General features: G+C 68.7%; 3 protein-coding genes. All 3 read left to right on the top strand.

Annotated elements, in window-relative coordinates:
• Nucleotides 1-52: 52 nt before the first annotated feature.
• The 3 genes from OH491_RS07635 (at nt 53) to OH491_RS07625 (ending at nt 14,375) form a co-directional block, all read left to right on the top strand.
• The gene (locus OH491_RS07635) at nt 53-7,051 is read left to right on the top strand and encodes a beta strand repeat-containing protein (RefSeq protein WP_342750956.1); all 6,999 of its coding nucleotides are present in this window, start codon (nt 53-55) and stop codon (nt 7,049-7,051) included.
• 27 nt (nt 7,052-7,078) lie between these two features.
• A complete protein-coding gene (locus OH491_RS07630; RefSeq protein ID WP_068772314.1) occupies nt 7,079-12,001 on the top strand; it encodes a family 43 glycosylhydrolase in 4,923 nt (1,640 codons plus the stop codon).
• 79 nt (nt 12,002-12,080) lie between these two features.
• Nucleotides 12,081-14,375, top strand: coding sequence for a hypothetical protein (locus OH491_RS07625; RefSeq protein ID WP_068772315.1), 2,295 nt, complete (start codon nt 12,081-12,083; stop codon nt 14,373-14,375).
• Nucleotides 14,376-14,478 lie beyond the last annotated feature (103 nt).

Raw genomic sequence — 14,478 nt, 5'->3', positions numbered from 1 at the left:
CCGTCGCCCGCGAAAAATCCCAAATCCAGCAACTGCAAATCCCAAAACCGCCATGAACCGTCCGCAAATTCCCCCGCCCGCCACAATCATCCGTGGCAACCCTCTTTACGGTCAGGCCGCCCGCGCCATCCGGCCCCTCTTCCTTGGCATTCTGGCCCTCGCCGCCCTCGCCGTCTCCGCCCTCGCCCAGACCACCGCCATCACCACCACCGGCAACGCTCCCGCGCGCCTCACCGTCACCGGCACCCAGGTCCTCGACGTCGCCGACGGCGTCACCTACACCTTCGACCACCTCGCCACCGGCACCAGCAGCGCCATCCACCTCGCCACCGCCGGCGCCGTCTTCCGCACCACCGGCGGCGGCACCACCGTCTTCATCTCCAACACCACCTCCGGCGCCGGCCGCGGCGCCGCCGTCAGAATCAGCGCCTCCGGCACCCTCGACTTGCAAAACGTCATCTTCGGCGACCCCGCCAGCCCCGCCCTCGGCAACACCAACAACAACTACGGCGGCGCCCTCTACGCCTCCAACACCGGATTCCTCAAACTCCGCAACGCCTCTTTCTACGACAACACCGCCACCAGCGGCGCCGCTGTCGCCATCGAAACCGGCGCCAGCTCCGACATCGCCAACGCCGTCTTCCTCTCCAGCACCGCCTCCACCCTCGGCGGCGCCATCCTCTACAACAGCACCGCCAACTCGATCCTCGCCTCCGCCACCTTCGGCGTCCAGGGCGATCCCTCGCGCGGCAACACCGCCAACAACCGCGGCGGCGCCCTCGTCGTCTATGCCGCCGGCACCGTCGCCATGACCGACGTCGCCTTCTTCGGCAACAAAACCACCACCGCCACCGCCAATCAGGGTGGCGGCGCCATCCACATCACCGCCGCTGGTCGCGCCACCATCAACGGCGCCGTCTTCGAGCAAAACTCCTCCATCGCCGGCGGCGCCCTCCAAACCTTCTCCACCGGCACCACCACCATCACCAGCGCCACCTTCGGCAACGCCTCCGACCTCTCCCGGGGCAACTCCGCCGATGCCGCCGGCGGTGCCATTGATCAGCAGGCCGGACACCTCGTCCTCACCGACGTCGCCTTCTACAACAACTCCACCGGCACCACCGCCAACGCCAACGGCGGCGCCATCAACGTCGCCGGCACCGGCACCCTCACCATCAACGGCGCCCTCTTCGCCTCCAACTCCACCACCTTCACCAACCGCGACGGCGGCGCCATTTTGTTCGGCGCGGGCGCCGTCGCCACCTTCACCAGCGCCACCTTCTCCAACAACAATTCCGCCCGCTACGGCGGCGCCATTGTGATTAACAACCCCGCCGCCGCCACCGCCCGCGACTACACCTTTACCGACTCGCGTTTCTCCGGCAATACCTCCGCCAGCAACGGCGGCGCCATCTGGCTTTCCGGCCAGGCCGCCAGCGGCACCAACCGCTCCACCTTCACCCGCGTCACCTTCTCCGGCAACACCAGCGGCGGCCAGGGCGGCGCCCTCTACGCGCGGGGTGCCAACGTCTGGCTCACCCTCGACGATGCCATCTTCACCGACAACATCACCAACGGAGGCCAGGGCGGCGCCATCGCCCTCCCCGAGGGCGGCCTCCTCGACTACAACTCCACCATTACCGCCACCCACTCCGGCAACCTCGCCTCCACCAGCGGCACCTTCGGCGGCTTCCTCTACCTCGCCACCTCCGCCACCGCCAACTTTAACATCGCCTCCGACGCCACCGTCCAGATCGGCGGCGTCTCCGGCACCCACGACTCCATCAGCACCGGCACCTTCGCCGACACCGTCATCAACATCAACAACACCCCCGGCAACGCCGGCACCCTCGTCCTCGCCGACGGCGACTCCTCCGCCCAGCGCGGCGCCATCAATGTGCAGGCCGGACGCCTCCTCCTCGCCGGTTCCGCCAAACTCGGCGGCGACATCACCGTCGCCTCCGGCGCCGTCTTCGGCGGCCAGGGCGCGCTCGCCTCCGCCGCCGGCGGCGACCTCAACAAAACCCTCTCCATCCAGACCGGCGGCACCCTCCAGGTCGGCCTCGACGGCGTCGTCGGCACCGCCCAAATCCTCTCCAACACCGGCACCATCACCCTCGCGCACAACTCCGCCATCATCGGCTCCGGCCAGATCACCGGCGCCGGCGCCATCACCCTCGGCGCCACCGTCGGCGACACCGTCACCGTCTTTGCCGACCGCCTCGGCGCCGACGACCAGTGGGTTCACATCGCCAACGTCATCTCCGGCGACGGCGCCATCGTCAAAACCGGCTCCGGCATCCTCGGCCTCGCCGGTGCCAACACCTTCTCCGGCGGCGTCCGCGTCGAAGCCGGCATGCTCCGCATCAACAACACCGCCGCGCTCGGCACCGGCACGCTCAGCGTCACCGGCACCGGCGTCCGCGTCATGGGCGTGAACGCCGCTTCCGCCATCCCCAACACCATCGCCCTCTCGCACACCACTTGGTTCGGCGTCCCGGGCAATCCCGCTACTTTCAGCGGCACGATCGTCGGCCCCGGCGCCATCGTGATGGAAGGCGGCAATCTCACCTTCTCCGGCACTCTCGTCAACATTCCCGCCCTCCACCTCACTGCCGGGCGTCTCACCGCACCCTCCGCCTCTTCCGTCCCGCTCGTCTCGCTCTCGAACACCGCCGCCTACGCCGGCGACCTCGCCCGCGTCTCCGGCCAGACGCTCTCCGTGACCACCGGTTCCATTGCCGGCAACCTCACTCTCTCGCAGGGCGCGGGCCTGGAGTTCGACCTCGCCGCCGCCGGTTCCGGCGCGTCGCTCGCCCTCAGCGGCACCGTCGCCGCCAGCGGCACCACCACCATCAACCTCCTCAACCTCGACAACGCCACCTACACCATCATCTCCGCCGGCAGCGTCACCGCCGGCGCCGCCAACTTCGCCTACACCGTCAACGGCGGCGCGCTCACCGGCCGCAACAGCATCGCCGCCACCTTCACCTCGACCGACATCACCCTCGCCGCCTCCTACCGCAACCTGCGCATGTCGTGGACGGGCGCGAACGGCGGCACATGGGACACGTTCGCGTCCAACTGGAGCGACGCCGCCACCTCCGCCTACGGCGAAACCCACTTCGTCAACGGCGACTCCGTCCGCTTCACCGCCGCCGCCAGCGGCACCGTCGCCATCGCCGCCGCGGGTGTGACCGCCGGCGACATTGAGGTCGCCTCCACCGGCGCGCTCACCTTCACCGGCGGCTCCATCACTGCCAGCGCCGCCGCCGCCTCGGTGGACGGCGTCGCGGGCGGCGTTTCCCTCGGCTCCTCCGGCACCGTCGCCGCCACCGGCAAGCTCGTGAAAAAAGGCGCGGGCACGCTCATATTTGACAACGCCGCCGGCTCCTTCGCGGGCGGCCTCGACATCGAAGGCGGCACACTCGCCTTCAATCGCGCCGCGCAACTCGGCGACGCCTCCGGCACCGTCAGTTTCACCGGCCCCGCCACCCTCCGCGCCGACGGCGACATCCTCGGCTCCACCGGCACCCTCGCCGGCACACTCGCCCTCGCCGCCGCCAGCGGCACCCTCGACACGCAGGGCTTCACCGTCGAGTCCGCCGCCGTCCTCGCCGGCTCCGGCACGCTCGTCAAGACCGGCGCGGGCAAACTCATCCTGCGCACCATCGATAACTCCGCCTTCGCCGCCCCGGCCGCCGTCAACGCCGGCTCCCTCCTCCTCGCCGGCGGCGCGAAACTCGGCGGCCCGCTCACCGTCGCGCCCGGCGCGACCGCCGGCGGCGCGGGCGCGTTCACCGGCGCCGTCACCGTCAGCAACGCCGCGCTCCTCGTCGGTGCCGCCGACAACGCCGCCTCCGCTTCCGGCACGCTTGCCATCGGCGGCCCGCTCACCCTCACCGGCACCACCCGCGTCCAGTTCGCCATCCACGCCGGCGGCGCCGCCGACATCCTCAACGTCACCGGCGCCGTCACCACCGCCACGGCCTCGAACATCGTCGCCCTCTCCTTCGGCGTCATCGGCTCCGGCACCTACGCCCTCGGCAACGCCGCCGCCCTCGCCGCCGTGAAAAACCTGGAGGTCAACGGCGTCCTCGTTGACGACTCCCTGCGCATCGTCAGCGAACTCGCCGCCGCCAGCGGCACCCTCCTCTACATCTACGGCGCCGACGACTCCCGCTACATGGAGTGGACCGGCGCCAGCGGCACCGCCCGCTGGAACATCGGCCTCGCCAACTGGCAGGGCTACAACGGCGACACCGGCGGCAAAACCAAATTCCAGGATGGCGACACCGTGCGCTTCACCGGCGCGGCGTCCGCCAGCATCGCCCTGGACTCCGCCGTCACCGTTTCCGACCTGCTCGTGGACAACACCGGCACGCTCGCCTTCACCGGCGCGGCCCTCACCGCCGACACCGCCGTCAACGGCGCGCTCATCACCGGCGCCGCCGGCAAACTCGTGAAAAACGGCGCGGGCGCGCTCATATTTGACAACTCCGCCAACACCTTCTCCGGCGGTGTCGCGCTCAACGCCGGCCTCGTCTCCATCTCCTCCGCCGCCCAGCTCAACACCGCCGGCGCCGGCCTCGCCCTCGCCAGCGGCACCCTCCGCGCCCTCGGAGCCCTTGCGTTCTCCGACACCTTCACGCTATGGAGCGCGGACGGCCCGTCCGCTTCCGTTCCCGCGATAGACACCGGCCCCCACGCCGTCACCCTCTCCGGCGGCATCGCCGGCACCGGCACGCTCGCCAAACTCGGCGCGGGCGCGCTCACGCTCTCCGCCGCCACCGCCGGCGAAAACCTCCTCGCCGCCACCGCCGTCACGCGCGTCGTGGACGGCGCCGTCCTGCTCCGCGACTTCTCCCCCGCCGCCGCCGCGGCCACCGCGCACACCTTCATCCTCGACGGCGGTTTTCTTGACCTCTCCGTCACCCCCGGCTTCAACGGCGCCACCGGCACAAACGCGCTCGACTGGACAAACCTCCGCGTCACCGGCACCGGCGGCGCCGTCATCGGCTCCAACGACAAGCTCACCCTCCGCGACGGCGACACCCTCGCCTCCATCGGCGGCACCACCACCGCGCAGCAGGGCCTGTTTGTCGTCGTTGACGCCGGCGCTGGCGGCACCGCCACCCTCACCGGCTCCAATAATTACGCAGGCCGCACTCTTCTGCAAAGCGGCACCTTGCGCATAAATGACAACACCCGGCTCGGCCTCCTCTCGCTCAACCGCGAGGTCCGTTTCACCGGCTCCGGCGCCGCCCTCGAAATCACCGGCGACGGCTTTGTTTCCAACCGCCCTCTCGCCCTCGACGAAAACGGCGTCCTCTCCGTCGCCCCCGGCGCCACCACCACGTGGACGGGCTCCATCACCGGCGCGGGCAAAACGCTCGCCAAGGCCGGCGCCGGCACGCTCGTCCTCACCAACACCGGCAACTCCGCCTCGCTCTCCTACCACGTCGCCGAGGGTGTCTTGGAAACCACCCCCGCCGCCCTCGCGGCCCGCGCCGTCACCGCCGACGCCGGCGGCACTCTCGCCCTCAACCTCGCCACCTCCGCCACCCACACCCCGAACCTCACCGGCGCCGGCGCCTTTGAGAAACGCGGCGCGGGCGTGCTCACCCTCGCCGCCGCGCTCGGCAACACCGGCGCCGTCCGCGTCGCCGCCGGCACCCTCAAGGCCGGCGCGAACAACCAGTTTTCCGCCACCTCGCCGCTCCTCGTCGCCCCCGGCGCCACGCTCGACCTGCGCGGCACCCGCCAGACCGCCGTGTCCCTCTCGCTCGACGGCGCGCTCCTCGTTTCCGCCACTGTCAACTCCAACCTCGGCGTCATCCTCTCGTCAGACTATTTGAAGCTGACTGATTCCCTCGCCGGCACCGGCACCCTTGCCGTTTCCCTCAGCGAGACCTCCGAGGACGGCTCCTCCCCCGTCAACGGCCCCGCGCCGTCCTCGGTCGTCCTGATCGAGTCCGGCGGCAACACCGCCGACCTCGCCGTCAGCGTCACCGGCGCCGACGCCGACGCCATCTTCGGCTGGGACGTGACCCGCGACGGCGACAACTGGCTCCTCGGCCAGAAGCGCTTCGTGCCCGTCGTCCCCGCCGTCGCCGGCATCAACGCCGCCCTTCAAATCGCCGCCCAATCCTCCTTCGGCCTCGTCCAGGACCGCCTCGCCTCCCTCCGCCTCCTCAACAACGGACGCCCCCGCCCCGGCAACGACTGGTTCGTCGCCGCCGCCTACCGCCACGACACCGTCACCGCTCCGCTCTACCGCGACGCCGAGGCGACCACCCGCGTCCTCGCCGCCGGTGTCAACCTCACCCCCTCCGCCGCCTCCGCCCGCCGCAAAAAATCCACCCTCGCCTACGGCATCTACACCGACTTCACCGAAACCCAGCTCCGCCTCCCCGACGCCGAGACGCACACCAAGACCAACGCCCTCGCCGCCTCCTTCGCCTGGCAGCCCAACGCGGCCTTCCACGTCGAAACCATCCTTCGCGGTGCCAAAACCAGCCACGCCGTCCAGGTCGAGGGCGTTGACGAGTTCCGCATCGGCGCCACCGGCGCCGGCGCCGCGGTCTCGCTCGGCTACACCCTCCAGACCCGATCCGGCTGGTTCGTTGACCTACGCGAACGCCTCTCCGCCCACATTACCAGCGTCGAAAAGCAAGTCACCGACTCCGCCCACCGCGTCTATGACATTGCCGACCTCACCTCCATCCGCGCCGGGGCCGGCGTCCAGTTCTCCCGCCGCATCCTCCTCCGTGGCAAATGGGCCTTCCGTCCCTCCCTCCGCCTCGACTACGACCACGAAATCAAGGGCGGCGGCGCCACCGCCATCCTCCGCTATTACGACGACGAGCGCACCCGCCTCCGCGACCGCCACGAGGTCACCGACGATCTCTCCGGCGGCGCCCTCACCGCCGGCGCCGGAGCCGCCATCAATTTCAACCCCCGCCTCGAAGCCGCCGCCAACCTCTCCGCCACCCTCACCGGTCCCCTCCAGGACTACGCCCTGAACCTCGCCTTCGCCTGGCGCTGGTGAAAAACCGCAGCCCTCGTTCATCAACCCATGAAGCGCCCGCTCGCCACCCTCCTCGCCCTCGTCTTCACCGCCGCCAGCGCCGCCGCCACGCCGCCACCCGCCGATGCCCCGCTCGTCGTCAAAGCCACCAAAAATCCAAGCGGCACCTTCGGCCTCGCCGTCCTCAATGTCTCCGCCGACGCCGCCCTCTTCCAGCCCGGACCGCTGCGCGTGTCGCTCTGGAACGGCGCGCCCCAAAAAGGAATATCATCCTTAAGCCGCGGCTACGACAAATTGAGCGAAACCGCCCCCGGCGAATGGCTCGGCACCGGCGTGATGCGCGGCAACTATTTTTCCAACGGCAAGCAGCCGCCGCACGACGCCGTCTCCTTTGCCTTCACCGACCGCTGGACCGTCGCGGGCAACACCCTCCGACTCCGCCGCGAGGTGCGCGTGCGCGGCGACGCCCCCGGCGGCTTCAACAGCGTCATCGCGATGCGCGTCGGCGGCGCGAAACCCTGGCCGGAAATGGAGTGGTTCGTCCCCGGCGCGATTTACGGCAACTCCGACCACCTGCGCGACAACTCCTTCGGCGCCGCCAATTATTACAAGCCCGGCAACTACACCGTCTGGATACGCGAGGACCGCCTGCCCGCGCCGCTCCTCGCCGCGCGCCTGCCCAACGGCGCCAGCGTCGCCGTCCTCAACCACGTCCCCGACGGCGCCACCAACTCCGCCGACGGCCTCAGCTTCACGCTCGATCCGCTTGCCAGCGAGGACTTCCGCTTCGGCTCCATCGTCGCCGAGGAAAAAAGCGACACCGGCACCGCCATCGGCTATGCCTTCCCCGGCACCGAGGGCACCCTCACCTACGGGCCGAAGGGCGACCGCTTCAACCTCTCCGCCGTCCAGCGCTCGCGCTACCGTTGCAGCCCGTTGAAGGACGGCTTCGTCCACCGCTACGAAGTCACCTTCCGCCTCTCCACCGCCCGCGACACCAACGACCTCGTCGCGCAAAACTGGCGCTGGGCCTGGCAAACGCTCAAACCGCAAGTCAACCCGCAGCCCGTCGAAACCCTTCGCGGCTGCATGGCCGACGTGCTTCTGGAAAACGTTGTCGAGCACGACGGCGTCACCGGCATCCGCCAAGTCATCGCCTCCGAGGCCAATCCCAAGCCGGCGTCCGCCGTCACAAAATCCGTCCTCGGCTTCACCGGCTACGCCCTCGGCTCCGCCGAAATGATGCTCGCCGAGGCCGACCGCGACCCCGCCGCGCCGCGTTCTCAAGCGATGCGGCGGGCCGCCGAAAAAATCGTCGCCACCTTTCTCCGCCTCTCCGTCAACCCGCCCGTCGCCGAGGGCTTCGTGCTGGGTGGCGAAAACAACGGCGCCCTCGCCGCCGACCAAAACCCCATGGCCAGGCCGCTCACCGAAAAAACACCCATCTACCTCCGCAGTTTCTGCGACGACATGAAATCCCTCATGCGCGCCTTCACCCGCGAGAAAAAAGCCGGGCGCGACCACCCCGAATGGCTCGCCTGGACCCGCAAATTCGGCGACTGGCTTCTCACTCAACAACAACCTGCCGGCGGCTTCCCCCGCTCCTGGCACGCCACCACCGGCGAACTCTTCGACAGCTCCCCGTCCGGCACCTTCAACGCCGTCCCCTTCTTCGCCCAGTTGTATAAAATCACCCGACACCAGCCCTATCTCGACGCCGCCCTCCGCGCCGGCGAGTTCGCGTGGAACAGCGGCCACGCCCGCGCCCGCTTCACCGGCGGCACCATCGACAACCCCGACGTGATCGACAAGGAGGCCGCCACGATTTCCCTCGAAGGCTACCTCGCGCTCCACGCTGTCACCCGCGACAGCAAATGGCTCGAACGCGCACAAGTTGCCGCCGACATCGCCGAGACGTGGATGCGCATTTGGAACATCCCCATGCCCTCCGATGCCACGCAGGATCAAATCCACTGGTCCATCGGGCAGTCCACCGTCGGCATGCAACTCGTCGCCACCGGTCACACCGGCGACGACACCTATATGGCCTGGGACGTCGAAAGCTACGCCCGCCTTTCCCGCGAAACCGGCAACCCGCACTACATGGACGTCGCCAAAATTCTCCTCCACAACACCAAGGCGATGGTGGGCCGCCCCGGCGACCACCGCGGCACGCGCGGCCCCGGCTGGCAGCAGGAACACTGCTGGCTGGATCTTCCGCGCGGGAAAGGCCGCCACCGCGCCTGGCTCCCCTGGCTCCCCGTCAGCCACCTGCGCGGCATCAACGACCTCATTGACTACGACCCCGCCTTATACAAACAACTCGCCACCGCCACCGCTGACGAAACCGCCGCCGTCGCCGAGCGCATCGCCGCCGCGGCGCGCCAGCCTGTTCGCCAACCGACGGTTTCCCCTTCCACCGGCGACGCCGCCTCGCGCCGCCCAGGCGTTTCCGAGTGGAAATACGACCGCGGTCCCGACCCGAAAACGACCGGCTCCTTGCGCGTTGACGGCGAAAAAATCATCCTCACCGGCGATTTTTCCAAGGGCGGCAAACGCTTCGTCGCCGCCTCCTGCCCAATCGCGCTTCCCGGGGCGACGCTCGCGACGTTCAAGGTCAAAACCGACCAGAAGCGCCTCTACGTGCGGCTCGTTGACGCGACCGGCCAGCGGCACCAGCAGGAGCACACCATCTCGCGCGGCGAGGTCAGCGAGATCACCGTGCCTTTCCTCGCCAGCCTCGGCAAGGCGTCGTGGGGCGGCGCGAATGACGACCGCCTCCACCTGCCGCTGCGCGCAATCGAAATTCTTGTCGCCGCCGCCGTCTCCGGCGCCACCGGCGCCGCCGAAATCTCCGACGTGCTCTTCACCGGCAAAAACGCCTCGGCAGGCACGTTCACCAACCCCATTGCCGTCGGCGCGGACCCGTTCATCACGCGGCACGGTGGCGCGTATTACTGGAGCCAGTCGGAAAACGACCTCGGCGTCGCCATCTGCAAATCCGACTCGCCCGCCTCGCTCGGCGAACGCCGTGTCGTCTGGCGCGCCCCGGCGTCAGGCCCGCACTCGCGGCAAATCTGGGCGCCCGAACTCCATTTCCTCGATGGTCGCTGGTATATCTACGCCGCCGCCTCCGACGGCGACAACGCCAGCCACCGCATGATCGTCCTCGAGTCCGCCACCGACGATCCGCTCGGCGACTACACCTTCAAGGCCGAGCTTTACACCGGCGACAACGTCGCGGAGAAAACCCAAAATCGCTGGGCCATAGACGGTACGGTCCTCACGCATCGCGACAGGCGCTATTTCATCTGGTCGGGCTGGGAGGCCGGCTCCGGCAACGGCGGGCAATGGCTCTACGCCGCGCCCATGGGCAACCCGTGGACGGTTTCCGGCAACCGCGTCCGCCTCTGCGGCAACGCCGACCATCTCTGGGAGCGTGTCGGCGAAACCGACGACGGCCTCGGCCTCAACGAAGGTCCTCAAATCCTCCAGCACGGCGGGCGCACCTTCCTTATCTATTCCGCCAGCGGCTCCTGGCAACCCAGCTATAAACTCGGCCTCCTCGAACTCGTCGGCGACGACCCCCTCAACCCCGGCGCGTGGCGCAAGCACCCGAAACCCGTTTTTTCACCCACTGACAAAACCTTCGGCGTCGGCCACGGCTCGTTCACGACCTCGCCTGACGGCACGCAATTCTGGCATGTCTATCACGCCAAACGCGAACGCGCCAACGGCTGGGCGCGCGCCATCTTCGCGCAACCGTTCACGTGGACCGCGGACGGCTTCCCCGACTTCGGCGCGCCTGTCGCGCCCGGCCGGCCGGTTGCCATGCCCTCCCAAAACACCGCTGCGTCCGCCGCCGCCCCGCTCGCGCTCGTTTGGGACACCGCGAACACCGAGTTTTTCGCCCGCGGCGGCTACGGGCGCGCCAAGCGCCTCTCCAACGGCGAAATTGCCCTCGTCTGGGCCGACGGCCCCGTCAAGGACACCGCCGTTTATATAAGAAAGAAACCCTCCGCCTCCGCCACCGCCTGGGGGCCGCGCATCCGCGTCGCCACTCCCGAAAAAGCCGCCGCCCCCGGAGAAAATCCCGACTACCGCTACGTCAACTCCGAGATGATCGAGCTCGCCGACGGACGCCTCTTCTACACCTGGAACGCCCGCCCCGTCGTCCGCGACGGCCACCTGCCCTATAAAATCATGGGCGCGTTTTCCTCCGACGGCGGCGCCACCTGGAGCGCCGGGCGCGACCTCTATGTCGCCGGCGACACGTGGCGCACCGGCTGCTGGGAACCCTGCCCGTTCCAGCTTCCCTCCGGCGAGTTGCAGGTCTGGTTTTCCAACGAGGCCGCCACGCCCGACGGCGACCAGGACATCACCGTGCTCCGCTCCCTCGACAACGGCGCCACCTTCCTCCCGCCGGTTGTCGCCTGCTACCGCAAGGGCAATCGCGATGGAATGCCCGTGCCCGTGCTGCTGCGCGACGGCACCCTCGTGTTTTCCATCGAGGACACCGGCGTCGTCGCCAGGGACGGGGACAAGCATGTGTATAAACCCGTCATCATCCGCCCCTGCGAGGATTGGAGCGCCGTGGTGGATGGCGGCAGCACTCGTCGCTGGGAGGTGTTTCCGCCCGAGAAAAACCCCGCCCGCCCTGTCAGCGGCGCGGGCGCCCCCTACCTCATCCGGCTCGACACCGGCGAAACCGTTCTCTCCTGCCAATACCGGAGACTTAACGAAAAACAGCTCAACCTCCGTGTCGTTGTCGGCGACGCCTCGGCGCGCAATTTCGCCAACCCGACGACACCCTTCCCCGATCTCCCCGAGGGCGCCCAAGCCGCGTGGAACTCCCTCTGCCAGGTGGACGACGACACGCTTCTCGCCGTCTCCACCATCACCGGCCTCCCGAAAAACAACGGTGTGTGGATCGCCACCGCCAAAATCCGCCGCGCAAAAAAGCAACCGTGAGCGCGGACCGCGCCCGCCAGCGCCGCCGCCGCCTCACTTCCCAAATCCTAATTCCCATCCAATTCTCATCCTCCCTCCCATGCACACCCGATTCTCATTCCCGCTTTTCGCTTCCCTCGCGTTTTTCGCCGGTGCCGCCGCCGCGCAACAACCCGCCGCCGTCAGTGTTTCCGTCATCAAAAATGCCGACGGCACCTTCGGCCTCGCGGCCGCTTCCGGCGCCGCCACGCTTTCCCAGAACGCGCCGCTGCGCGTGTCGTTCTGGAACGGCGCCGCCAAAAAGGGCCTCGCGCCCGCGCGCGCCGGTTACTCGCAGTTGCGCGAAACCGCCCCCGGCGAATGGCTCGGCGCCGGCACGCTCGGCGCGAAAATCGCCGGCACCGGCAAGCTGCCGCCGCACAACTCCGTCGAGTTCGACTTCACCGACCGCTGGACCGTCTCCGGCGACACCCTCCGTCTCCGCCGCGAGGTGCGCGTGCGCGGCGACGCCCCTGGCGGCTTCAACAGTGTCATCGGACTGCGGGTCGGCGGCGCGAAACCCTGGCCGGAAATGGAGTGGTTCGTCCCCGGCGCGATTTACGGCAACTCCGACCACCTCCGCGACAATTCCTTCGGCGCCGCCAATTATTACAAGCCCGGCAACTACACCGTCTGGATACGCGAGGACCGGCTGCCCGCGCCGCTCCTCGCCGCGCGCCTGCCCAACGGCGCCAGCGTCGCCGTCCTCGACTCCGCGCCCGACGGCGCCACCAACGCCGCCGACGGCCTCAGCTTCACCTTGAAGCCGCTCGCCAGCGAGGATTTCCGCTTCGGCTCCATCATCGCCGAGGAAGGGACGAACGCCACCGCCATCGGCTACGCCTTCCCCGGCTCCGAGGGCACGCTCTCCTATGGCCCCAAGGGCCAGGCGCACAAGACCTCCGCCGTCCAGCTCTGGCGCTACCGTTTCAGCCCCTTGAAGGACGGCTTCACGCAACGCTACGAGGTTACCTTCCGCCTCTCCACCGCCCGCGACACCAACGACCTCGTCGCCTCCCACTGGCGCTGGGCTTGGCAGACGCTCAAGCCGCAGGTCAACCCGCAGCCCCTCGAAATCCTCCGCCGCTGCCTCGTGGACGTGCTGATGGAAAACTACGTCGAAAACGGCGGTCGCGCCGGCGAGCGCTTTGTCATTGCCTCCGAAGCCAACCCCAAGCCGCCGTCCTCCGACGACACCAAAATCATCATGGGCTTCCTCGGCTACTCCATCGGCGCGGCGGAAATGATGCTCGTCGAGGCCGCCCGCGACCCTGCCGCGCCGCGCTCCCAAGCGATGCGGCGGGCCGCCGAAAAAATCATCGCCACCTTCCTCCGCCTGCCCGTCAACCCGCCCGTCGCCGAGGGCTTCGTTCTTTCATCGGGCGACTACGCCGTCTCCCAACGCGCCATCACCAAGCCGGTGACAGAGGACGACGACATTTTCCTCCGCAGTTTTTGCGACGACATGAAATCACTCATGCGCATTTGCGAGCGCGAACAACGCGCCGGCAAAACGCATCCCGACTGGCTCGCCTGGGTGCGCAAGTTTGCCGACTGGCTTCTCACGCAGGAGCAGCCCGGCGGCGGCTTCCCCCGCTCCTGGCGCGCCCTCACCGGCGAACTCTTCGACGGCTCTCCGACCGGCACCTTCAACGCCATTCCCTTCTACGCGCAGTTGTATCGCCTCACCCAACACCAGCCCTACCTCGACGCCGCCCTCCGCGCCGGCGAGTTCGCGTGGAACAGCGGCCACGCCCGTGCCCGCTTCACCGGCGGCACCATCGACAACCCCGATGTGATCGACAAGGAGGCCGCCACGATTTCCCTCGAAGGTTACCTCGCGCTCCACGCCGTCACCCGCGACAACAAATGGCTCGAACGCGCACAAGTTGCCGCCGACATCGCCGAGACGTGGATGCGCATTTGGAACATCCCCATGCCCTCCGACGCCACGCAGGACCAAATCCACTGGCCCATCGGGCAGTCCACCGTGGGCATGCAACTCGTCGCCACCGGCCACACCGGCGACGACGCCTACATGGCTTGGGACGTGGAAAGCTACGCCCGCCTCTCCCGCGAAACCGGCAACCCGCACTACATGGACGTCGCCAAAATTCTCCTTCACAACACCAAGGCGATGGTAGGCCGCCCCGGCGACCACCGCGGCACGCGCGGCCCCGGCTGGCAGCAGGAGCACTGCTGGCTCGACCTCCCCCGCGGGAAAGGCCGCCACCGCGCCTGGCTCCCCTGGGTGACGGTCAGCCACCTGCGCGGCATCAACGACCTCATTGATTACGATCCCGCCTTATACAACCAGCTCGCCACCGCCACCGCCGGTGAAAATCAAGACTTATAAACTGATGTTACGCGGAGCGGGTAGGGCGAGGCGTCCCGCCGAGCCGTGAGTCGCCACGGCTCAGCCGGAGGCTTCGCCCTACCCTCAGACATTCGACCGCGTA

This window comes from Termitidicoccus mucosus, from assembly GCF_038725785.1.
In the GTDB taxonomy this organism is placed as follows: domain Bacteria; phylum Verrucomicrobiota; class Verrucomicrobiia; order Opitutales; family Opitutaceae; genus Termitidicoccus; species Termitidicoccus mucosus.
The sequence above is the reverse complement of the archived record's forward strand: the minus strand, read 5'-3'. Positions and strand labels throughout refer to the sequence as shown.

Excerpts from the sequence above, each read along its gene's own strand:
- OH491_RS07625 (WP_068772315.1), top strand. The coding sequence starts at position 12,081 with ATGCACACCCGATTCTCATTCCCGCTTTTCGCTTCCCTCGCGTTTTTC.
- OH491_RS07630 (WP_068772314.1), top strand. The coding sequence starts at position 7,079 with ATGAAGCGCCCGCTCGCCACCCTCCTCGCCCTCGTCTTCACCGCCGCC.
- OH491_RS07635 (WP_342750956.1), top strand. The coding sequence starts at position 53 with ATGAACCGTCCGCAAATTCCCCCGCCCGCCACAATCATCCGTGGCAAC.